Below are 21101 nucleotides of genomic sequence, written 5' to 3' on the forward strand. Positions count from 1 at the left end.
GCCAACGCCCATCCTTCGGAACGGGTCGTATCGACGCGCGCCCCGCGCTTCGCCCGAGGAGGCCCGCACGTGCGTGACTCCGAGATCGCGGGAGCGCTCGGGATTGGCCGGGGCTTCGCGGTGTTCGTAGGCCGACGGGCGGTCACCCCACTCCACGCTCATCGGGCCGTTCAGCTCGTCGTCTCCGCGAAGTCGAGCTTCGAGCCCCGCACCGCCGGCACGCTCCCGCGCTTCGCCGAGATCGCGCTCATTCCCTCCGGTGCCCCGCACAGGCTCGAGGCCGACTCCGCGGTCGCGATTCTGCTCGTCGACAGAGATGGACCGCGCGGTCGACGCCTCGATGCGCTTGCGGGCGCTCCCCTCAGCGACGCGCATCGTCGCGCGATCCGCGCCGTCGCGCCGCCGACCCCCACCGCCGTCGATGTTGCGCGGGCGACGCGCGAGTGGCTCGAAGCGCTCGACGTAGGGGGTCCCGATGGCGGTCCTTCGGAAGAGGTGTCGACCGTGCTCGCGGTCGTCGAGCGCGCCGCGCTGTCCGGCGAGAGCATGGGGCTCGTCGACGTCGCGCGCGCGGTCTCCCTCTCGCCGACGCGTGTCACGCATCGCGTCTCGCGTGAGCTCGGGTTGCCGTATCGCGCCCTCGTACGTTGGACGCGAATGCGCGTGGCGATGCGAGCCCGCTACGCGGGGAAGTCGCTCACCGAGGCGGCGCTCGCCGCCGGGTTCGCCGACGCGAGCCACCTCTCTCGAACGTTTCGGGCCGCCCTAGGGGTCGCCCCCTCGTGGCTCTCGGAGCGGGTGTCGTTTCTGGAGGTCGAAATCGACCGCGCCGTTCAAGCGTCGCCGAAGCGGATCCCATAGACGGATAGGGTCGGGCGCGTGCCCGATCGCACCCGAACACTTCATCAGTTTGGCAATTGTTGCATGGGCGAAACGAGGAACATCCTGCGACGTCGGCCGGAAGGGTCGCTGGTCGCTCAGCGGCAGGCCCCTCCGGCGCTTCGGAGCATCGCCGCGGCCGACCGAGCCGCCCTCGTGGCCCGCGCGTGGCGCCTGACAGGCTCGCGACCCGACGCCGAGGACGCCGTTCACGACGCCGTCTTGAAGGCGCTGCTCCACTCGGACGAGCTCCGCGACGAGCGGCGCACGGCGGCCTGGTTGGCGAGGATCGTCGAGCGCCAGGCTCAAGACGGCGTGCGCATCGCGCATCGCGCGCAGCGGCGAACAGACACCGAGGTCGTCCTCGAGCGCATCGCCTGTCCACCGACGGCGACGGCGCTCTGCGTGTGCGCACGTAGCCAGGTCGCCGGACTGCGTCCCGCGTACAGCGAGGTCGTCCTCCGGGTCGACGAAGCGGGCGAGCCGCCCGTGGCCGTCGCGCGCGCGCTCGGGCTCTCCGTGAACGCCCTCACAGTTCGCTTGTTCCGTGCGCGCGTCGCGCTGCGCGCCTTGATCGAGGCTCACTGCGGCACCACCAAGCGCTCGCTCGGCTCGTGTCCGTGTGCAGCGCGCGGCTCGTGCGGAGCCTCGTCGTCCCTCGAGGCTCCCCCTTGAGCGTCTCGTGTTCCCCGCCACCAAGGTGATCATGCGCCCCTCGACCGTTCACCGATCGCAGCTCTTCGTGCTCGTGCTCACGCTCGGTCTCGCGACGGAGGCGCTCGGCGCGTGCTCGTCGAGCGGCGTCGTCGAGACGGGCGCGGACGCGGGCGCCGACGCGGCGCGCGACGGAGGAAAGACCGCACCCAAGTCGCTCTGCATCGACGGCAAGCCTTCGCCCTACCCAACGGACACCAAGGTCGACCTGTTCGGCACGATGCCGCCGCTCGAGCTCCCGAAGCTCGGAGGCGGAGCCTTCGCGTTCGCGAGCCGCTTCGACCCTTGCGCGCCCCGCTCGCACCTCTTGATCCTGCGCGAGACGGCCTCGTTCTGTGGGACGTGCCTGTGGAGCCAGGCGCACACGAAGGACGTGGTGCCTGCCGACCTCGCCGATCGCGCCGACCTCGTCGACCTCGTGATTTCGGACAAGAACAACGTGCTGGTTCGAACGTCGCGCGACGTGGAGCGTGCGGCGAAGGAGCTCGGCGAGCACGCGAGCATCGTCGCCGCCGACCCCGACTACACGTTGCAGAGCGTCGGCCTCGGCGACCGGCGGCTGCCGTTCTACGTCATCGTCGATACGCGAACGATGGTGATCCGCCGCTTCCTCGCGGACCCGGAGCCCGAGACCCTCGCGAGCACCCTGCGCCGCGAGCTCGCGGTGCTCGATGGGCAGCTGCCTCCGAAGCACGATCCGATCAAGTACGAGGACGAGTACTTCCCTAGCAACCACTGGGACATGCTCCACGACATGGTGCTCCCCGGACCGGCGCCGAAGGACGCGACGAACGCCGTCGCGGATCTCCCCGCCGCCGCTGCGCTCGGGAAAGACTTGTTCTCCGACGCTCGTCTCTCGCCAGGTGGGGCGGTCTCGTGTGCGACCTGCCATGCACCCGACAAGGGCTTCGCGGACGGCCGACCGAAGGGGGTCGGCGTCGCGGAGGGCGATCGGAACACGCCGAGCATCCTCTACGCGTCGCACGCACGGTTCCAGTTTTGGGACGGGCGCGCCGACACCCTTTGGTTGCAGGCCACGGGCCCCATCGAAAACGCCGCCGAGATGGGCTCCACGCGGCTCCACGTCGCTCATCGCGTCTTCACGACGTACCGCGCGCGCTACGAGGCGATCTTCCCTGCTTCGCCGCTCCCGCCGCTCGACGACGCGACTCGCTTTCCGCCAGCGGGCAAGCCTGGCGACGCGAGCTGGGACACGATGCGATCCGAAGACAAGGCGGCCGTGACGGCCATCTTCGTGCGCGTCGCGAAGGTGATCGAGGCGTTCGAACGCACCTTGAGCGCGAAGCCGAACGCGCTCGACCGGTACATCGGCGGCGATCTCGCGGCGCTGACGGTCGAGGAGAAGGTCGGGCTCCACACGTTCTTCACGGCCGGGTGCGCGCAATGCCATTACGGTCCGCGCCTCACCGACGACGCGTTCCACAACATTCGCTTCGCCACCGGGCGCAAGGACGGCAAGCCCGATCTGGGGGCGTCGGTGGGGTTGCCGTCGCTGCTCGTTCACGAGCTGCGTAAGCCCGAGTACGCGGACGGCCCGTTCCCCGAGCTCGTGCTTCCGACCGACCTTCGTGAGCTCGAGGGGAGCTTTCGGACCCCCCCGTTGCGCGGGGTCACCGCGACCGCGCCGTACGGTCACGGTGGCACGCTCGCAGGCATACCGGAGTTAGCGAAGCATTACGGTACGGCGGGGCTCCTGGAGGACGATCCGAAAGCCGCGGGACGGTCGGAGGCGTGGGTGCCGAACTTCGTCGAGCAGCACGAGAGGGAGCTCGTCCCGGCGATGAGGCTGTTCTCGGGCGAGGTCGTCGTTCCCTGACTCGACGCCCGCGCTAACGCCGAGGGCGCCCGAAAGAGGCCGCCGTTGAACTTGAGGATCTTTTCCCCCGTCATGAGGCCACCGCCATCGTTCATGGTGCGCCAGAGCGTCTCGACCCCCATGACGAAGCTCGGCGGGTTCGGCTCCCAGTACTCGCGAAGGGCTTTGGTGAACGCCTCCTTCGGCAAGAGGCCCACGTCCTCCGCGAACATGGTGAAGAGGCAGCGCATCAAGAACTTCGCGACCGCCTCTTGCGCGTGCCCTTGCGACTCGAGCAGCTTCGCGAGGTTCGCCAGGTACTCGGCCACTTCGCGCGTGACTTTGGCCGACTGTTTCGCCGGGTCGAGCGAGAGCGGGTCGGTCCAAATCGTCTTGAGGAGCGGCGCGTGCTTCTCGAGGTCGGTAACGTAGATTCGAGAAGATTGCGGGTTCGGGAAGGGGCGATAGTCCCACGAGCCGTCGAACGCGGCATACAGGTCGAAGCAGTGCCCGAGGTCGGCCACGATCAGAAACGGCACGGGCTTGGCGAAGGCGCGCGCGTACCCGAGCGCCTGGCCGTACGCGTCGTTCATCGCGATGTTCCACGCCGGCGTCCCTCGCCGCGCGGTGCCGAGCTTCTTCGCGCTCTCGTTCGAGCCTTGTTTTGCCTCGAGGATGAAGCAGCCCGCCTTGTACAGGTCGATTTTCTTCGTGGTGGCCGACGCCCCCTCGCGCGAGAGCTTCGCGTCCTTCTCGAAGACGTACGCGTCGCGCGCGGCGTCGCCCGTGGAGGGCTCGGGGTGGGGCAACCCGAGGACGGTGCAGAGGTCCTTGAGGTAGCTATCTTTGTTGGCGCGCTCGCCGACCGAGTCGGCGTACCGGGCGATGAAGGCCGCGAAGTCCATGGAGGGCTGCGAGGCTACGGGGGAACGCGCCCCGCGGGAAGCGTGCGGCGCTCGCTATCTGCGCCACGACCGTGAGCGCGCGGACCGGGCATCGTGGTGCGACTCCCCTATCGCTCGCCTATCGCTCGTAGGTGTCGCCGACGGAGAGAAGACGCCGCGCGGTCGCCCGGTACGGCCGTCGGCCATGCCGTCAGGTCACGGGGGTACCGGGCCCCTACCTGAGGCATGAGGCGACAATACCTCACGAGCGGCCCGCGCGCCACGTCCCCACGCTTACGTCCACCACGACAGCCCCGTGCACACGCCGCGCCGCGTGGTAGGGTAATGTCACAGGTCGCGGGTAGGGCTCGGCGCTCGACGATCCCGTTGCCGAACGCGCCCAAGGCCGCGCCGAGAGGTCGCCTGGGCAGCTTCTCTCGGCGGTGCGCACCAAGCGACGCGAGGCGGCTTGCCGGCAGGTCGAGCGCGCTCGACACCGTTTCGAACGGGATCGAGCGCGGCATGCCACGCGCCTCCCTCACTCCTCCGGAGCGGGCATGGGCTCGGCGTCGTCTTTGCTCTTCCCGCTCTTCGCGGACTTCTGGAAGAACGTCTCGGCTTTGCCCTTTCCGTGCTCCGTGAGCAGCGCGCCGTACACCTTCTCGACGAGGCGAATGGTGTCGCGCTTCGTGTGCTCGAGATCGGTGCGCGCGCTCCCCCGGGCGCGCTCGGCCTTGTCGAGGGCGCTTGCTGCGGCCTTGAACTCGGCGAGGTGTTTCTTGATGGCGGCGGGAGCCGTCTTTCTCACCGAGTCGTTCGCGGGCAGATGCTTCGTGATGCGCTCGGAGAGCTCTTCGTAGCGGGTCTCTTCTTCGGCGAGGGGGGCGGCCGTGTAGTAGCCGATACCGTCGTGGAAGATGCGCGTGTACGGCTCCTCTTTGCTCGCCGAGGCGCCACGTCCGGCGAGCGTCGCACGCACGGACTGGGCGACCCCGTCGAGGTCGTCGTCGGCGCCGTCTCGATCGGCGAGCGCGTCCTGAACGGCGTCGTCCGTGTCTTCCCAGGCGCGGCCCGCTTCCCGCAGCTTGTGCGCTGCGGCGGTGGTGTCCTTCGCGAGAGCGTTGTGCCCCGCGCGTTTCAGCTTGCGGGCGAGGTATCGGACAAAACGAACGATGCTGGTGTGGTGGGCCGAGTCTTTCGGGAGCTGCATGAGACCCCTCCTTTGCGCGAGAGTTTCGGCGACGCGCTCATCCCGTGCAAGGTCGAATGTGAGACACGTACACCTGGCACAGCGGCCGTCCCGCGTCGCGTGCCCCTCGCGGCGAGGCGCAATGCCGACGTTTCCTTGCCTTCGGGCCAAAAAGAGCGCGGAAGCAGCGATATTTCGGTCGAAACGCGGCCTGCCGGGCGTGGCAGCAGCGAGAATGAGGTCAGAATCGCCCCTGCCGGACGCGGAAGCTCCGAGAATGAGGTCAGAATCGGTCCTTCCACGCGCGGCAGCTCCGAGAATGAGGTCAAAATCGGTCCTTCGGCGCATGGAAGGCCGCGTTTCGAGGTCAGAATTGGTGTTTCCGCGGTCGTGCGGCCGTGAAGCCCGCTCGTGACGGCGCGAGCCGAGGACGACCGTGGACGCTTTCGCCTCGCTCCCACGACGGCTCGAGACCGCGACGCCTGGTCCGGCCTTCCGGGCCAGCGCCCCACCGCCCGATGTCGAAGCTCTTCGGGAGCGTGGAATGGGGGAGCCCGACATCGTGTACCATCCTCCTCAAGGCACCGGATGGACCACGCTCTTTCAGTGAAGCGGGCGCTTGCGGCGCTCGTGCTCGGCGCGGTGGGCGTCGCTCTCGTGGGCGTGGTCAGCGCGTCGTGCGGCGGGGAGAGCACCCCCGGGCCAGTCAGCGACGTCGCGGTGGGGGACGCCAGCGACGCAAGGTCCCCTGTGCGCGACGCGCGGCCAGATGCCGGGGAAGCTGATCCCTTCGACGTTGCTGTGCCCGACGCTGAGATACCGTTTCCTGGCGAATGGCGCCCAATCGAAGGCCTGCCGGCCAACTGTGCCGTTCGGCTCGCCGTGGACCCGCGGCGCAGCGTCGAGCCGTTCGCCTGGACCCCATGTACCTCTGGAAGGCCTGCGTGCACGGTCTTTGTTCCTAGTTGGACAGGACCCGACAACTTCGCGTTCGTTCAGAGTCACCTGGGAGGCGTGTTCGAGGACTCCAAAGGCGTTGTACTCTCGTACGTTCGGGCCACACGCGGTCGACCGGAGCGCGTGGGGATCGTACAAGCACTCGAAGGCGAGGCGCGCCTTGCCGTGTTCGGACTGGATGCGGATACCCTTACCTGCGCAGTCTCCAAGATGTCGGCCACGCCGTTCGGAATGAGTGCAACGGTATTCTACGGCAACAATGCGGCTTCCAGACGCTTTGTACTGTCTGGGATGCCTGACGGTGGGATTGGTGTGCAGGACATCACGCAACCGCTTGCCTCTCGAAGCGTTGTCCAAGGAATGCTTCGCGGCGATGGTATCGTGACCCTTGAGCACAACGCGGGGGGCATCGCGAACTACGTCTCGGCGCTTCGCCTGTCGGACGGACAGGTTATCCCAGGATTCCCGGGCTACACCAAGCCGGCATTGCGCCCGATCCCGGTGCCCGGAGGGTACTTCGCGACTGCCGACGAGTCCCTGTATTTCATGCCGGCGACCGGAGGCTCGGCGGAGCTCGTTGTGAATCCACAGCCTGGGAACGAGGTCGTCTCCGTCGACTTCGACCAACGTGCGGGTTATGCCATGGCTTGGCTCGAGCTCGACAAAACCACTGAGGTCGCGACCCTGTGGACGGCCCCGTTCGCCACGACAGCCGCCAGCCTCCAGCGTCGGGCCGTGGCGAGGCTCCCCACCGCGTACCCTTTCGTCTTCAACGCCGGAATGATCCTCGCCCGCGGCGCAAGCTACACGAGCTTTCGGCTCATTCGTGTAAGCGACGGCATGGGGTGGGACGTCGCGGCCGAGCCGGACCACGCCTCGGTCGACCCGCTCTGGGTGAACGACGACTTCGTCTGGCAATGGGTATCGGGCAGCCAGCCCGGGGAGCCGGGCTTTCCCACGAAGAATGTGCTCCTGAAGCTGCCGCGCGCGCCGCTCGGCGCGCCCACCGTCCTCCCCGGGCTCTGACCTCGGCTCGAACCGACAAGGAACTGCCAGGGCCACGGGCTTTTTCGCGTCGGGCGGGTGGGGGCACCCCTGCTCGCCGACGTTCCTCCTCCGCTCCGCGACCTCCGACCCGCGACCGTTCGACCTCCGACCTCCGACCCCGAGAGCCCCATGCCCCGCCTCCTCCCTTCGTGTTTCGCCCTGGCCGCGGCGCTCCTTCTCCTCGCCCTACCGAGCGCGGCGTGGGCCGCGGGGCTCTCCGCCGACCCGAGCCTACCGACGTCGGCCATCGAGCAGGTCGTCGTGCACACCCAGGGGGACGAGGCCATCGTCATCGTGTGGCCCAAACGCGCCGGGAAGGTCTACGTGCTCCCGAAGCCCGAAGGCACCACCCCCTGCGGGATCGATGTCATCCCCAGCGCGGGGATGACACGGCTCGATCGCGAGACGGCGCCCGCCCTCGTCACGGCGCGTGTCGCGAGCTCGAAGCCACGCTGCACGACGTTCCTCGACCCTGAGCTCATGGCGGCGCCGCCCCTCCCGATCGAGCGCCCGCTCACCCCGAGCCAAGAGGAGCTGCTTCGCCCCGGGATACACTCGCTCGAGGGCATCGAGGGCGGGAGCTCTCCCCGGGTGCCGTGCGCGGCGCCCGAACCCTCGTCGATCCGCGTCGTCGACGCCACGGACGCGACCCTCGCCGACACGGTGAAGGCCCTCGGGGGAGCGCTCCCCGCCGCGTTCTCCGCGAAAAAGGGAAGCTCCTATTGGGTCTTTCCGAACCTCGGCAACGCGCTCCTTCGCTATCGCACCGTCGGCGCGTTCACGATGCCCCTCGTCCCCGAGAGCCGCGGGGGCTCGCACGAGACCTTGGTCATCACCCTCATGGGACCGACGGGAATGCTCCCGAAAGAGGTCGCGCAGCTCCCCATGGGGGGAATCTTCGCTCCCCGCCCAGGCTCTCGTCCGCCGAGGCCGAGGCCACGTTTGCCGAAGCTCGGTATGCGGCGGGGGCGAACGCGGTCGTCACGAACGTCGTCGGAATGAATGGCGAGCACCTGTCGTTCGACGTGTGTGGTGTCATCGGGCACCCGGGTGGCAGCTCCGCCGACGCCCGCACCGCCGTTCGCGCGCGGGTTCGTTCCCTCGAGGCGCTCACCTTCGCGGAGCGTGTGGCCGTGCCCCCTCTCGCCCGGCGGGATGCTCACGGCGACAGGGGCCGACGGACGCCTCGTCCCACCGAGCCCCTCGACGTGCCTTCTCCGCACGCGCGCCACGCCTCCGGGCGCGGCCGTCGTGCTCGGCACGGGGGCGGTCCGGGCCAAGCTCGACCCCGTGTGGCTCCCTGTGGCGCCGCCTCCCGCCGCGCCCCTGCCGCCCCCCGTGTCGGGGCAGAAGGTCGACGTCGGGCTGTCGCGCGCGAGCCTCGCCAAGATCACCATGGTCACCGCCGGCGACGACACGTGGGTCGGCTCCGAGGCGCCGGGCGCGCCCTTCGGCCCGACCACGGTGCGCGTCGTGGCGTTGCCCGACGGGGCGACGGATATCCACCTCGGGGCCTCGGCCGAAGTGGCTTATCGGGGCACCGCTCCCCGCGGGTTCCGAGTCGAGCAACCTCCGCTCTGCGACACGACGTGGTCGTGCGACACCCCGCGTGGTCCGAGCGAAGCCCCCGACCCTTATTCCCGGCCGCCACTGACCGCGGCGCCCTTGCCGAGCCGTAGCCCGACCTGGGTCGGGACGCTGCGCCGCGAAGCGCCGTCGCGCTGCGAGCAGCCTTGGCTCAGGGCGCCAACGTCGGAGCTTCGCGTCGTTGGGCGTGACGCCGTGGTCGCGACCGTGCGCGAGCTCGCCCAGCCGCGCGCCACCGAGGACGTGCCGGGCCTCGCCCCGCCCAAGACCTCCGCCTCGCGGTATGCCGTGGTGCGAGGTCCCGAGGCGCTCGTCTTTCGTGTACGCGGGCCCTTCACGTGGCCCGGCGCTCCCCACGCCGAGGAGGGCGCCCAAGAGACCGTGATGATCGTGGCGACGCCCTCGCTCGCGCCCCAAGCGACCACGCTGTTCCCCCGTGGGCTCCTCCGCGCCGAGCCGCCGAGGCTCTATTTGGCAATCACGAAGGATGCCACGCACCTCGCGGGCCTGCTCGCCGACCAGCTCGCCGCCGAGGGCAAACCCGTGCACCTCGAGCGCGCGGCCACGCTCGACACGAACGACCGCACCGAGCCGAACGCCTCGGTCGTCGCGGGGCTCGGGCTCCTGTCGTTGCCTATCCCGAATAGGCCCTCGAGCTTCCGTATCCATCGTTACCGCTTCCGGGGAGTGCCCGATATCGGTCTCTCCCGCACCCGCGCCGACGAGCTCCCTCACCCGCGCGAAATCGCGACGGCCTTCGTGTCGGTCGAGCCCCATGAGAGCGACCCCGGCGATCCTCGATGCCCGGGGAAGTACGGCGCCTGTTACCGGCCCGCCCGCTCGGAAGGAGAGTGGCGCGTCACGTTCGACGAATCGCGCCCGAGCCCCGGCGCTTCGGGAATCCGGCTCGTCGAGGCGCCGTTCAGCCTCGTGACGGGGCTGCCACGCGATCCCTCGCCGGCACCTTCGCCCACCGCGGAGTCCCTCTCTTCGTCACGCCCGCCCGCGCTCCCCGGCCCGCCTCCGCCGCCCGAGCCGCCCGGTCCACGCGGCTGCGGCTGCGACACGTCCCAAGCGACGCCCTCGCACACCGAGTGGCTCACGGGTGCCGTGTTCGTCACGGCGCTCCTCGCGCGGCGCCGCGGGAAGAAGCGCCCTTCGCCCTGACGGCCTATGTGACGTGTCTCGTGGCGAGCCGGGAACGCGCGAGGCACCACGGCACGACGCTGGCGCCCTCGCCGGCAATCAAGGGTGCCCCCACTCGCGGGTGCTCGGCCTAACGGCCTGCGCGCCCGCGGTCTCCCCCAAATCGCGAGCTTCGCTCGCTCAGGGGGAGACGCAGAAGCATCGAGGAAGCCACGTCGCACCCGGCGGTGGGGGCACCCCTGCTCCCTTCCTTCACCCCTTTTTCGCCGGGCGCCACGTGAGGTGGGGCAGCGTGGTCTCCTCGCGTGAGCACGCGCAGAGCTTCTCGAGGCGCGCGCGACGTGTCTCCGGCTTCTTCGCCGACACGATCCAGTGGAGCGCGGCCTTCGTGTACGAAGGAGGCCGCGCGTCGAAGTACTTCGCGGCCTTCGCGCTCTTCCGCAAGAGCGCCCACTCGGCGTCGGTGAGGGTCGCGTCCTCGGCGCGCTCGAACGAGTAGACACCGGTCTTCGCGGGATCTCTCGCCTCGAAGGCGCGGAGGCCCGACGGGCGCATGCGGCCGAGCCTCGTGAGATCCTCGACGTGCGCCACGTTGATCTTGCTCCAAATGCTGCCGGTCTTCCGCGGCGTGAAGCGGATCGTGTACGCCTCCTCGCCCAGGGATTTTCGCACGCCGTCGATCCAGCCGAAGCAGAGGGCCGCGCGCACGCTCTCCGTCCAGGTCATCGAGGGTTTGCCCGTGCCCTTCTTCCAGAACCCGACGAGCAGCTCCGTCTCGCGCGCGTGGTTCGCCTCGAGCCACCGGGTGAAGTCGTCGTCGCTGGGAAAGTACACGGGTCGGACGGGGCTCACGCCGCCGAGGGTACCGCGCGGGCTCCCGGGCGCAGGCGCATTTTCGCCCCCTCGAATTCGGCGCCGGGAAGGGAAGGGGAGGCCAGCAGCCCGTTGATTTTCTCCCGTCCCCCGTCGGGGACTTCCAAGGGTCGTCGGCCGCTCGCCGCCGCATCCCGAGCGCCTTCGTTGCGATCCTGCGGTGCGTCCCCCGTCGGGGACTTCCAAGGGTCGTGCTCACCTACAAAAGTAGGTTCCGCGCGCTCCTCGGATCGCGCCTCGGCGTTCGGGCGCGGGCGTCGAACGGCCTCGGTCCGAAAAATCAACGGGGCTGCTACCGTGTCTTTCTCCCACCGCCGAACCATGCCGTCTCCGCAACGCAAGAGCGCCATCACGGCGTGGCTCGAACGCGCCTCCCCGGCGGCCTTCACGGCGTACGGCGTGGTCACCTCGTTCACGGCGTACTTCTGCATGTACGGCTTCCGAAAGCCGTTCGCGGCCGCCAAATTCGCGGGTCACATCCTGCTCTTCGGGGGCCTCACGCTCGACGTGAAGGCCCTCTACGTGCTCGCGCAGGTGCTCGGCTACTTCGTGTCGAAGCTCGTCGGCATCAAGGTCGTCTCCGAGGTCACCCGCGAGCGCCGGGCCCTCGCCGTCGTGGCCTGCATCGCCGTGGCCGAGGTGGGGCTCGTCCTGTTCGGGCTCTTGCCCGCGCCGTACCGGGCCGTGGGCATGGTGGTGAACGGGCTCCCGCTCGGCATGATCTGGGGCCTCGTGTTCGGGTTCCTCGAGGGGCGCCGCGTGAGCGATTTCTTGGGCGCGGGGCTCTCGGCGAGCTTCATCGTCGCCTCCGGTTTCGTGAAGTCGGTCGGCGTCGGGGTGCTCGACGCGGGGGTGCCCGAGGCCTGGATGCCCGCGCTCACGGGCCTCGTGTTCGCGCCCGCGTTCCTCGGGGCCACGTGGCTCCTCGCGCAGATCCCGCCCCCTTCGGCCGCCGACGAGGCCGCGCGCCAAAAACGGGTGCCCATGTCGGCGCGCGAGCGTCGCGCCTTCTTCGTGGCGAACGCCTCGGTGCTCGTGCCGCTCGTCGTCGGGTACGTGGTGCTCACCGCCCTCCGCGATTTCCGCGACAACTTCGCCCGCGAAATCTGGGAGGCGCTCGGCTACGGGGACAAACCCGCCGTCATGACCACGACCGAGATCCCCGTCGCGTTCGGGGCGCTCGTGGCCGTCGCGGCCATGATGCTCGTCGCCGACAACCGCCGCGCGCTGCTCGCGACGCACGGGCTCCTCGTCGCCGGCGCGGGGCTCGTGCTCGGGAGCACCCTCGCGTTCCGCGCCGGCCTCGTCGGCCCCATGCCGTGGATGATCACGGTGGGGCTCGGGCTCTACATGGGCTACGTGCCGTTCAACTGCGTGCTCTTCGATCGCCTCGTGGCGACCACCCGCACGCCCGCCACGGCGGGGTTCCTCATCACACTCGCCGACGCGTGCGGCTACCTCGGGAGCACGCTCCTCCTCCTCACGAAGAGCCTCGCCAAACCCACCCTCCCGTGGCTCTCGTTCTTCACCGGCTTCGCCCTCTTAGGCGCCGTGGTGTGCGTCGCCACGTTCGGCCTCTCGGCCTTCGTGGTGGCGAGGAAAGAGCAGGTGGATACGGCTGTTTGAGGGCCAGGTGAGGATCGCAGCGCGCGAGCGTCGGGCCCCCCGTGAGGTCGTCACGGAGGGCCCGCGAGGTCACGGCTTGGGGGCGTCGCTCGGAGCCGGCGTAGGCGCCGGGGTCGTCGGCGCGGCGGGCGTCGTCGGAGTCGAAGGCGCGGGCGCGGTTTCAGGGGCCTTCGGGGCCTCGGGGGCGGGCGCGGGGGCCTGCGCGGGAGCGGGCTCCTTGGTCGCGCACGACGGGCACTCGGGGCAGGGCGGGGGCTCTTCTTTTTTCTTCGGCGCGGCGTCCGACCACGCGTAGATGAGGCTCAGCGTGGTCGACGTGTCGAGCTGGTTTCGCCCGGGGATCGGCAACCGGTCGTAGCGCGCGTTGAAGCCCACGCCGAGCGAGAAGCCGAAGTCGAGCTTCGCGGCGACGTTCGCGTCGAAGTTCACGCGGGTGTCGGCCGAGCCGAGGTCGGTCTTCACGAACGACTGGAGGAGCTCGAGGCCGGTGGAGAACGTGACCGCCGAGTTGAAGTTCCGGCGGTATCCGACGAACGCGCGGCCCGAGTGATCCGTTCGGGTCGCGGCGAGCAGCTCGGTCGCGGGCGGCGTGGGCGCGCGGCCCGCGTCGTTACGGGCGTCGAACTGGAAGTCGTAACCGGCCTCGGCCCAGAACGCCTGCGCCTCGTCTTTGTAGGCGATGAGCTTCACGCCGGGGTCGAGGTTCAAACGGAACGCGATGCCTTGGAACCTGTCGTGGCGCCCCGTGGTGATCAAGAAGCCCGAGAGGTTGTCGAGGAAGTAGCGGTCGTAGCGGAGCTTGCCCTGGATGTTCTGGGCGGTGGCCTTGCCCTCGGTGGCCGGCGCGACGGTGCTTTCGCCGTAGTTGCCGATGAGCCCGACCAAGAGGCCGTTGTTGCCGCGGCGCATGTCGAAGAGGCCGTTCATCGTGAGCGCCACGGTCTTCGAGTTACCCGTGGTGATGAGGCCGCCGGCCGACACGTTGACGTTCGTCTCGTCGGTCTTCGGGGCCTCGATCTTCGGGGCGTCCGCGGGGCCCTTGGGGCCGGCGACGAGGGCCTTCGCGTCGGGCGGGGGAGCCGCGGCCCCGATAGCCGGGGGAGACTGAGCGAACGCCCGCGACGAGACGAGCGAGAGCGCCGCGATGCCGAGCGGCGCGATGAACCGAGAAAGCTTACGCATGAAAGGTCGAGCTCCAGAGAGAAGGGAAAAGAAGCGTGAAAAAGCGGTCGGCCCGGGCCCTGCCCGTCGCCGAAGCCCGCGTGCCCTCGACCCGCCCGGGGAGTAACGGTCGAGCCGAGGGCACGTGGTGTTGCTCCCTCAGCAAGAACCGGGGCACCCGGTCTTGGGCGGGTTTTTCGGGGTTTTTCGCTGCGAACGCGCCGACGCGCGGCGGCGAGCCAGCAGCCGGTTGCGGTCCGCGTGCCTCACGTTCTCGCCCGGTTCGTCCCCGAAAAGGCCGCGGTCGTGGTAGCTAGCCGGGCATGGATCGCTCGGAGCTCGTTTCGTTTTTGCGTGACCAAAAGTGGGCCGTCGAGGCCACCGTGTCGGTGCACGGTGTTCCCCAAGCGGCGGTCATCGGGATCGCCGTCACCGACGATCTCGAGATCGTGTTCGACACCTTCGAGGACGCACGAAAGACGAGAAACCTCCGCCAAAACAAGCGCATGGCCCTCGTCGTCGGCTGGGACGACGGCCGCACGGTCCAGCTCGAGGGCATCGCCGACGAGCCCCGCGGCGACGAGCTCGAGAGGCTCAAGAAGGTGTACTTCGCACGCTTCCCGGACGGCGAAGAGCGCGCGAAGAAGGGCAACCTCGTCTACGTGCGCGTCCGCCCCACGTGGGCCCGCGTGAGCGATTTCCGCGCTGGGGAGCCGGTCGTCACCCTCATCGAGGTCGTGCCCCCGCGCCCGCCGCGCAGGTCGCACCGCCCGCCGCCCCCGCCGGTCGTCGAAGAGGCGCCCGCCGCGCCGATCTCCGAAGATCCGCCGACGCCCGCCCAAGCCCTCCCGCCGGCCGCCACCTCGTCGGTCGTCGTGGTCGCCGACGAGCCCCCCATGTCGGACGACTCCCTCGACGCCGACGACGACGGCAACGACGTGCTCGACGACGCCGAAGGCTCGGCCCCCGAAGCGGAAGACGACGCGGCCGACGACGACGGCGACGACTGACCTAGCGTGGCTCGAAGTCGACCGTCACGATGGTCGAACACGAGCCACGGTCGTTTTGGGCCGGGACCCAAAACCAGGAGGTGGGGCCCCAGCGGGCTTTGCCCGTGGGGCGGAGGACGGAGTCCTCCGGTGACAAGTTTTGGGCCGGGACCCAAAACCAGGAGGTGGGGCCCCAGCGGGCTTTGCCCGTGGGGCGGAGGACGGAGTCCTCCGGTGACAAAGTGAGAACTAAGTCCGCGGTCATGATCGAAGATCATGACCGTGGAGTTAGTTCGCGGAGAAGAAGCTCCACACGCCGGCGGCCGCGCCCGTCCAGATCGTGTGGCCGAGGCCCGGGATCGCGCAGTAGACGACGGGCTTCAGGCCGCCGTTTTGGCGCTGGCACGGCGAGGGGTTCGTGGCGGCTTGGCCCGCGGTCGACTTCGCCGCGGCACGCCAGTAGGTGAGGCTCTTCTGCGCTTCGGTGATGTTCACCGAGCCGTCGCTCTGGCCGTGCACGATGAAGGCGGCGAGGGGGCCGGTCACCTTGAGGTTTCCGGTTTGCGGGTCGAAGTCGCCCGAGCCGATGCCGAAGGGACCGCCGCCCGACATGGGCGCGATGGCGCGGAGCGCGGTGTTCTTCCAGCGCCCGAGCTGGTTCACGAAGTAGGCGCCGCCGCTCATGCCGTGCGCGTACACCCGCGTCGTGTCGACGCAGTACCGCGCCGAGAGCTGCGTGATCATGGCCTCGAAGAAGGTCACGTCGGCGTTCTGGGGCGGGTTCCGGCCTTGGTCGAACGAGCGCCCGGCGTTGTTGTTGGTGCCGTTGGGCCACACGAAGATGGCCCGGCCCCCGGCCTGCGCCTCGATGGGGAACGAGTTTCGGTAGGCCGCGCCGTTGCCGCCGTCGCCGTGGAACCCGAACACGAGCGGGAGCTTGCGCGTGCCGTCGTACCCTGCGGGCACGGAGAGCGCGTAGGTGCGGTTCGCCGCGCCGACCGTCACGCTGACGCTCGCGATGAAGCCCGTGGGCGGGTTCGCCGTGCCGCACGTCCCGGGGGGAACGATGACCTCGCCGCTGTCCGGGTCGGTGGTGCCGCCGTCGGGGTCGAGCGCGCCGCCGTCGGTCTCACCGCCGCCGCCACCACCACCACCACCGCCGCCACCACCGTCCGCCGTGTTTCCGCCGCCGGTGTTGCGACCGAACGGATCGTTCGCGGTCGGATCCTGGCCTTGCGTGGCCGGATCGGGCGTGGCCTCTCCGTCGCCACCGCAGGCCACGACACCGAGCGAGGTGATGAGTCCGAGCGAAAGAACGGCCGCGAGCCCAAAAGACGTGAGGCGCATAGGGACCCTCAAGGTACCCGATGCGCCTCTTCGTGGCACGCGCGCCGCGTCATTCGGCATGCAGTCCGTGGGCGGATGTAGGCCCTTCGCCCCTCTCGTCGCACCCGACGCGCACGCGCTGGCGAGGGCCGCTCAGCCGAGCTCGGCGACCTGCTTCAACATGGTCGCGGCGTCGCTCGTCTCGAATTTTCCAGGGGCTTCGACGTTGATCGTGCGCACCGTGCCGTCGACGACGAGCATCGAGAAACGCTTGCAACGTACACCCATGCCGTTCGCCGTGAGGTCGAGGTCGACCCCGAGCGCCTTGGTGAGCTCGGCGCTCCCGTCGCCCAGCATGCGCACCTTGCCGTCGGCCTTCTGGTCGCGGCCCCAGGCGCCCATGACGAAGCCGTCGTTCACGGCGATGCACACGATCTCGTCGACGCCCTTCGCGCGGAGCTCGTCCGCCGCGGCCACGTAGCCGGGCAGGTGTTTGCCGGAGCACGTGGGGGTGAAGGCGCCGGGGACGCCGAAGAAGACGACCTTCTTGCCCGCGGTGAGCGCGCCCGTCTCGACCGCCTGGGGCGGGAGGGGGCAGTGCGTCTCGTCGCTGTAGCCGGTCGACTCACGGAGGGACACATTGGGAAGCTTTTGGCCGGGCTCGATCATGGGGCGAGGGTTATCGCGCCGCCCCCGAAAGTAAAGCGCGACCGCGCGCGGCTCCTTTTTCTCCCGCTCGCCCGGCCTTGCGCGATACTGCCGCCATGAGCCTCGTCCGTTGGAGCTTCCCCACCACCATCGTCTTCGGCCCGGGCGCGTCGTCGCAGCTCGCCGACCACGTGAAACGCCTCGGCAAAGGCCGTCCGCTCGTCGTCGCCGACGCGGGCGTGGTCAAGGCCGGCATCGTCGCCAAGATCACGGCCGCCCTCGAGGCCGCCGGGCTCCCCACGCGCGTCTTCGACGCCGTCGATCCGAACCCCGTCGAGAAGAACGTGTTCGACGGCGTCGCGGCCTACAAAGCCCACGGCGCGGACATCGTCGTGTCGGTGGGCGGAGGCTCCCCGCTCGACGCGGGCAAGCTCATCGCGCTCATGACCACGCACTCGCGCCCCCTCGTCGACTACGACGACGCCACCGGCGGCGACGCGTTCATCGAGCCCAACGTCCCCCCGATCGTCACCATCCCGACGACCGCCGGCACCGGCAGCGAGGTCGGCCGCTCGGGCGTCGTCACGCTCGAGGCCAACGGCCGAAAGACGGTCATTTTCAGCCCGTATTTGCTCGCCAAGGTGGCCCTGCTCGACCCGGAGCTCACCGTCTCGATGCCCGCGCACGTCACGGCGGCCACCGGCTTCGACGCGCTCACGCACTGCCTCGAGGCCTACCTGTCGAAGGGCGACCACCCCATGGCCGACGGCATCGCGCTCCAAGGGCTCGAGCTATGCCGCGACCACCTCGAGCGCGCCACGAAGGACGGCGCGGATCTCGAGGCGCGCGGGGGCATGATGAAGGCCGCCATGATGGGCGCGGTCGCGTTCCAGAAGGGCCTCGGCGCCTGCCACTCCCTCGCCCACCCGCTCTCGAGCGAAAAGGGCATGCACCACGGCCTCGCGAACGCGCTCTGCCTCCCCGCCGTGTGCGACTACAACACGTCGGCCGTGCCCGAGCGCATCGAGCGTGTGCGCGCGCTGCTCGATCCCAAGGCAAAAACCCTGTCCGAAGCGCTCCGAGCCCTCCGCACGCGCATCGGCCTCGCGAACGGCCTCGCGGCCCACGGCATCACCCGCGAAGACATCCCCAAGCTCGCCGCCAAGGCCATCATCGACGCCTGCCACCAATCGAACCCCCGCCCCTGCACCGAAGCCGACCTCGCCGCCCTCTACGAAGCAAGCCTCTGACGGCGCGACACGGAGCGTGAGCGACGAGGGGAGTCGTAAGGCACGGCTCCCCTCGTCGTGCGATCACTCCTCAGGAGTGGGAGCCGGCGCGGGCTCGGGGCTGGGCTCGATGGCGCGGGAGGTCCGTGAGGTCTGCTTGAAGAAGCGATCGCCGTAGCTACGCGTCATGCCCTTCTTGACGCCGGCGAGGGTGAGCTCGGCGTGCATGGTGGTGCGCATGGCGTTGAGGTCGTCGACGAAGCTGAGGATGTGGCGTGCGCGGTGGTCGGCGCGGTCGGTGGCGGCGGAGGCGCGCTCTTCGACGGCCGCCTCACCCTTCTTGAGGATGCCCGTGAGCGCCTTGCCATGGTCTTTCAAGACCTTCTCGGCTTCTTTGGCGAGCAGCGCGACGAACGGGCGCACCACGTCGAGCTGGGACTTGAGGCCGAGCCGCACGATCGCGGAGACGGGGCCCTTGAAGTACTGGCGAAAGCGCGCGCTCTTGCGGTTGCCCTTCTCGATGTAGAGAAGGTCGCGCCCGATGGACTCGACGCGCTCGTCGAGGTCGTCGTCCGCGGAGTCGACGTGGGCTTGCGCGACGATCTCTCGGCGCCACGCGGCCTTCTGCCCGGTCTGAAGACCTTCGAGCGTCTTCAGCGCTTTGGCAACGGTGGCGGCGTGGGTCTTCTCGCCGGCGGCGAGGAGGCGCGCTTCGGTGTAAACGAGCTCTTCCCAGAGCGAATCGAGGCTGTCGGTGGAACGAAGAAGTGCTGGCATGCGGCGCATGGTGAAGCGCGCTCCGTGAGCCGGCAAGCACGAAGCAGAGCCGCATGCCGACCCGCAAGGGCAGACGGCAAGGGCAGACGAAGCGACGGTTTCCGTCCCCGCCCCGACGTCACGGCCTCACGGAGGGCCTGCATGTGTCGGATCAAGCACTTGCAAGGCGTGCAAGCGGCACAGCGCGCGGAGGAACGAGCCCAGGAAGGCGATGCAAGGGCGCGATCGGCCGTCGGATCAAGGGCTTCCCGCGCGTGATGGGGCCGCAGCGGGCGTCGTCTGTGACCTGGTGACGGGGTGCAAGCGGGTCGCGCGCGGAAAAGGGCGCTCTGGCAGGCGCAGTCCTGCGTGTACCCTTGCGCGCCGCGTCGGGCTCGGGCGTCGGTTGAGCGAGCGCAAGCACCAACATTCACACGATCTGTTGGATTGTCACTTGACTGGCCTTTCCTTACGGCGTTGACTTGACATGCCCACAGAGTCACGTGGGCCCAGAGGTCACGCCGATGAAACGTTCCAGGGGTTCGGGTACACTCTTCGTCCTCATCCCGGCGCTCGTGCCGGTCCTCGCCGCTTGCACCTCCGTGAGCGACGGGGAGCCCGCAGGCGAGGCGACGGGGACGAGCGTGCAAGCGATCGAGAACGGCACCCCCGACGACGAGAACAAGTTCCCGGGCGTAGGGTTCGTAGCGCGTGTGAACGCAAACGGCGTGATCCTTGGGGAATGCTCGGGAACGCTGGTGAGCCCGCGGCACGTGCTCACGGCCGCTCACTGTGTCATCGGGAACGAGACCGCCAACTACGACTTCGTGCTCCACCCCAACCCATGCCCCGACCTGCCGGGCGGGGGTTTTTGTACCTCCTATGCACCGGGCGCACTCGTGTACAAGCACACGTTCAATCCGAAGGCGCCGAACCCGGTAACTATCCCGGGATACTTTGCGAGGGAGGGGATCACTGAAGATACCGGATTTCCATCGGGTTTTGGGTTCGATTCGTCGCAATCAGCACGAGATGTGGCCATCATCGAGTTGGATCGGCCGGTTCCGCCGAGCACGACCACCTTTCACCCCATTGCGGGCGTAGCCGGAAACGCGGTCTGTGATTGGGGGACGAGTGGCAGCGGGACCGGAACTCACGTCGGCTACGGACCAATTAGAGACGGGGGCGTTGGCCCAAGGAACTATGTTGTCAGCCCAGACTGGGAAGACAGTACAGAGGGCGGTTGCAGCGCGGATTGTGCGGCGCGTTGGATCAATGACTACGGCTTCTTGGGAAATCAAACGGGTGTTGTGAATGGCGGTGATTCCGGTGGGCCGCTGTTTGCCAGAGACGTAGCCAACGCATCGACCTTTGATCGGCCTCCTGTCTGCGGCGTTGCTAGCGCGAAGGGGTATCAACCACCAGGGGTTCTGCCCCCGCCTGGCGCGGCCGTCGGGTATGTTCGTGTCCTGTACGCGAACACGGAACGAGGGGAGACCCGTGACTTCTTGCACCGCGAGATGACCGACTCGCGACTCAGCGGAACGACCCGTGCCAACTGCTTCGTGAACCCTGGCTTCGGTCCCGACGCCGACGGGGACGGCGTGCTGAACATCGACGGTTGCGACAACTGTCCGACCGTCTCGAACGCCGACCAAACGGACACGGACAGAGACGGCTGGGGCGACGCGTGCGACAGCTGCCCCGTCGACTCCAACAGGGATCAGAGGAACGACGCGGTGTTCGGCCAGCGCGACGCGCTCGGGAGGCCCATCGATCTGCAGGCGCAAGCCGACCCTCCCCCGAATCCGCCTACCGAGCCCAACACCACCACGTGGCAGCAGCGGTTCCCGGGGAACGCCTGCAACCCGGACCCGACGACCATCCTTCGTCCGCTCGAGTACAATCCGCGCCGCACCTACGATCCGGACGAAGCGGGGCACCCCGGCCAGCCCGCCAACCCCCGAGCGAAACAGCGAACGATCACCGTGACCTGTCCGGGTGGGCAGAGCGGCGTGGTGGACCGTGTCACGGGGCCCTACACGAACAACATCGTGCTCACCCAGAGCTTCGTAGGCGGGGAAACCGAAGTGGATGTGAACGGCACCACCGAAAAGGTTCCGACCGAGTATCACGGAAATACGCGCCTGCAGCAGTGCCAGTGCGCACCGACCCTCACTCATTTGGCTTGTGCGCAATCTTGCGGTCGTGGGAGCGTTTAGTTCGCTTCCGAACACCGACCGTTGGCGTCGGTTTACTGCCAATGGAATCGGG

Annotated in this window: 16 protein-coding genes; 10 read left to right on the forward strand and 6 right to left on the reverse strand. The window is 69.0% G+C overall.

The window, feature by feature from the left end:
* Positions 1-69: 69 nt before the first annotated feature.
* The 3 genes from IPK71_08350 (at position 70) to IPK71_08360 (ending at position 3430) form a co-directional block, all read left to right on the forward strand.
* Positions 70-861 carry an AraC family transcriptional regulator gene (locus tag IPK71_08350; protein ID MBK8213747.1) on the forward strand — a complete coding sequence of 264 codons (792 nt, stop codon included), beginning with the start codon at positions 70-72 and terminating at the stop codon, positions 859-861.
* Positions 862-924: 63 nt separating this feature from the next.
* On the forward strand, positions 925-1554 hold the full coding sequence (locus IPK71_08355) for an RNA polymerase sigma factor (GenBank protein MBK8213748.1): 630 nt from the start codon (positions 925-927) through the stop codon (positions 1552-1554).
* Positions 1555-1585: 31 nt separating this feature from the next.
* Positions 1586-3430, forward strand: a complete 1845-nt coding sequence (locus IPK71_08360; GenBank protein MBK8213749.1) for a cytochrome-c peroxidase — start codon at positions 1586-1588, stop codon at positions 3428-3430.
* A 1401-nt stretch (positions 3431-4831) separates the two neighbouring features.
* Here the strand turns inward: IPK71_08360 and IPK71_08365 are convergent.
* Positions 4832-5503 (reverse strand): hypothetical protein, encoded by a 672-nt coding sequence (locus tag IPK71_08365; protein MBK8213750.1) that lies wholly within the window; start codon positions 5501-5503, stop codon positions 4832-4834.
* 1317 nt (positions 5504-6820) lie between these two features.
* Between IPK71_08365 and IPK71_08370 the strand changes: the two genes are divergently transcribed.
* From IPK71_08370 to IPK71_08380, 3 genes are all read left to right on the forward strand, one after another.
* Positions 6821-7465, forward strand: coding sequence for a hypothetical protein (locus IPK71_08370; GenBank protein ID MBK8213751.1), 645 nt, complete (start codon positions 6821-6823; stop codon positions 7463-7465).
* Between the two features lie 150 nt (positions 7466-7615).
* On the forward strand, positions 7616-8488 hold the full coding sequence (locus IPK71_08375) for a hypothetical protein (GenBank protein MBK8213752.1): 873 nt from the start codon (positions 7616-7618) through the stop codon (positions 8486-8488).
* Between the two features lie 153 nt (positions 8489-8641).
* Positions 8642-10240: a hypothetical protein gene (locus IPK71_08380; protein ID MBK8213753.1), complete on the forward strand. Its 1599-nt coding sequence runs from the start codon at positions 8642-8644 to the stop codon at positions 10238-10240.
* 231 nt (positions 10241-10471) lie between these two features.
* Here IPK71_08380 and IPK71_08385 read toward each other — a convergent pair whose 3' ends face one another.
* Positions 10472-11053: a YdeI/OmpD-associated family protein gene (locus tag IPK71_08385; protein MBK8213754.1), complete on the reverse strand. Its 582-nt coding sequence runs from the start codon at positions 11051-11053 to the stop codon at positions 10472-10474.
* Between the two features lie 360 nt (positions 11054-11413).
* On the opposite strand from IPK71_08385, the gene IPK71_08390 reads away from it, so the two are divergent.
* Positions 11414-12718, forward strand: a complete 1305-nt coding sequence (locus IPK71_08390) for a hypothetical protein (protein MBK8213755.1) — start codon at positions 11414-11416, stop codon at positions 12716-12718.
* 69 nt (positions 12719-12787) lie between these two features.
* Here IPK71_08390 and IPK71_08395 read toward each other — a convergent pair whose 3' ends face one another.
* Positions 12788-13900, reverse strand: coding sequence for a DUF481 domain-containing protein (locus IPK71_08395; protein ID MBK8213756.1), 1113 nt, complete (start codon positions 13898-13900; stop codon positions 12788-12790).
* Positions 13901-14202: 302 nt separating this feature from the next.
* On the opposite strand from IPK71_08395, the gene IPK71_08400 reads away from it, so the two are divergent.
* The gene (locus IPK71_08400) at positions 14203-14889 is read left to right on the forward strand and encodes a pyridoxamine 5'-phosphate oxidase family protein (GenBank protein ID MBK8213757.1); all 687 of its coding nucleotides are present in this window, start codon (positions 14203-14205) and stop codon (positions 14887-14889) included.
* Between the two features lie 267 nt (positions 14890-15156).
* On the opposite strand, the gene IPK71_08405 is transcribed toward IPK71_08400, so the two are convergent.
* On the reverse strand, positions 15157-16215 hold the full coding sequence (locus tag IPK71_08405; protein MBK8213758.1) for a hypothetical protein: 1059 nt from the start codon (positions 16213-16215) through the stop codon (positions 15157-15159).
* A 132-nt stretch (positions 16216-16347) separates the two neighbouring features.
* Positions 16348-16863 carry a peroxiredoxin gene (locus IPK71_08410; GenBank protein MBK8213759.1) on the reverse strand — a complete coding sequence of 172 codons (516 nt, stop codon included), beginning with the start codon at positions 16861-16863 and terminating at the stop codon, positions 16348-16350.
* A gap of 95 nt (positions 16864-16958) precedes the next feature.
* Between IPK71_08410 and IPK71_08415 the strand changes: the two genes are divergently transcribed.
* Positions 16959-18092 carry an iron-containing alcohol dehydrogenase gene (locus IPK71_08415; GenBank protein MBK8213760.1) on the forward strand — a complete coding sequence of 378 codons (1134 nt, stop codon included), beginning with the start codon at positions 16959-16961 and terminating at the stop codon, positions 18090-18092.
* Between the two features lie 63 nt (positions 18093-18155).
* On the opposite strand, the gene IPK71_08420 is transcribed toward IPK71_08415, so the two are convergent.
* Complete coding sequence (locus IPK71_08420; protein MBK8213761.1) at positions 18156-18848, reverse strand: hypothetical protein; 693 nt, start codon at positions 18846-18848, stop codon at positions 18156-18158.
* A 503-nt stretch (positions 18849-19351) separates the two neighbouring features.
* On the opposite strand from IPK71_08420, the gene IPK71_08425 reads away from it, so the two are divergent.
* Positions 19352-21049, forward strand: a complete 1698-nt coding sequence (locus IPK71_08425; protein ID MBK8213762.1) for a trypsin-like serine protease — start codon at positions 19352-19354, stop codon at positions 21047-21049.
* Positions 21050-21101 lie beyond the last annotated feature (52 nt).

The organism is Myxococcales bacterium (assembly GCA_016712525.1).
Lineage (GTDB): Bacteria > Myxococcota_A > Polyangia > Polyangiales > Polyangiaceae > JAAFHV01.

Bases quoted from the DNA above. Each gene is read 5' to 3' on its own strand.
- IPK71_08355 (MBK8213748.1), top strand. From the start codon at position 925: ATGGGCGAAACGAGGAACATCCTGCGACGTCGGCCGGAAGGGTCGCTG.
- IPK71_08360 (MBK8213749.1), top strand. From the start codon at position 1,586: ATGCGCCCCTCGACCGTTCACCGATCGCAGCTCTTCGTGCTCGTGCTC.
- IPK71_08365 (MBK8213750.1), bottom strand. From the start codon at position 5,503: ATGCAGCTCCCGAAAGACTCGGCCCACCACACCAGCATCGTTCGTTTT.
- IPK71_08375 (MBK8213752.1), top strand. From the start codon at position 7,616: ATGCCCCGCCTCCTCCCTTCGTGTTTCGCCCTGGCCGCGGCGCTCCTT.
- IPK71_08380 (MBK8213753.1), top strand. From the start codon at position 8,642: ATGCTCACGGCGACAGGGGCCGACGGACGCCTCGTCCCACCGAGCCCC.
- IPK71_08390 (MBK8213755.1), top strand. From the start codon at position 11,414: ATGCCGTCTCCGCAACGCAAGAGCGCCATCACGGCGTGGCTCGAACGC.
- IPK71_08395 (MBK8213756.1), bottom strand. From the start codon at position 13,900: ATGCGTAAGCTTTCTCGGTTCATCGCGCCGCTCGGCATCGCGGCGCTC.
- IPK71_08400 (MBK8213757.1), top strand. From the start codon at position 14,203: ATGGATCGCTCGGAGCTCGTTTCGTTTTTGCGTGACCAAAAGTGGGCC.
- IPK71_08405 (MBK8213758.1), bottom strand. From the start codon at position 16,215: ATGCGCCTCACGTCTTTTGGGCTCGCGGCCGTTCTTTCGCTCGGACTC.
- IPK71_08410 (MBK8213759.1), bottom strand. From the start codon at position 16,863: ATGATCGAGCCCGGCCAAAAGCTTCCCAATGTGTCCCTCCGTGAGTCG.
- IPK71_08415 (MBK8213760.1), top strand. From the start codon at position 16,959: ATGAGCCTCGTCCGTTGGAGCTTCCCCACCACCATCGTCTTCGGCCCG.
- IPK71_08420 (MBK8213761.1), bottom strand. From the start codon at position 18,848: ATGCCAGCACTTCTTCGTTCCACCGACAGCCTCGATTCGCTCTGGGAA.
- IPK71_08425 (MBK8213762.1), top strand. From the start codon at position 19,352: ATGAAACGTTCCAGGGGTTCGGGTACACTCTTCGTCCTCATCCCGGCG.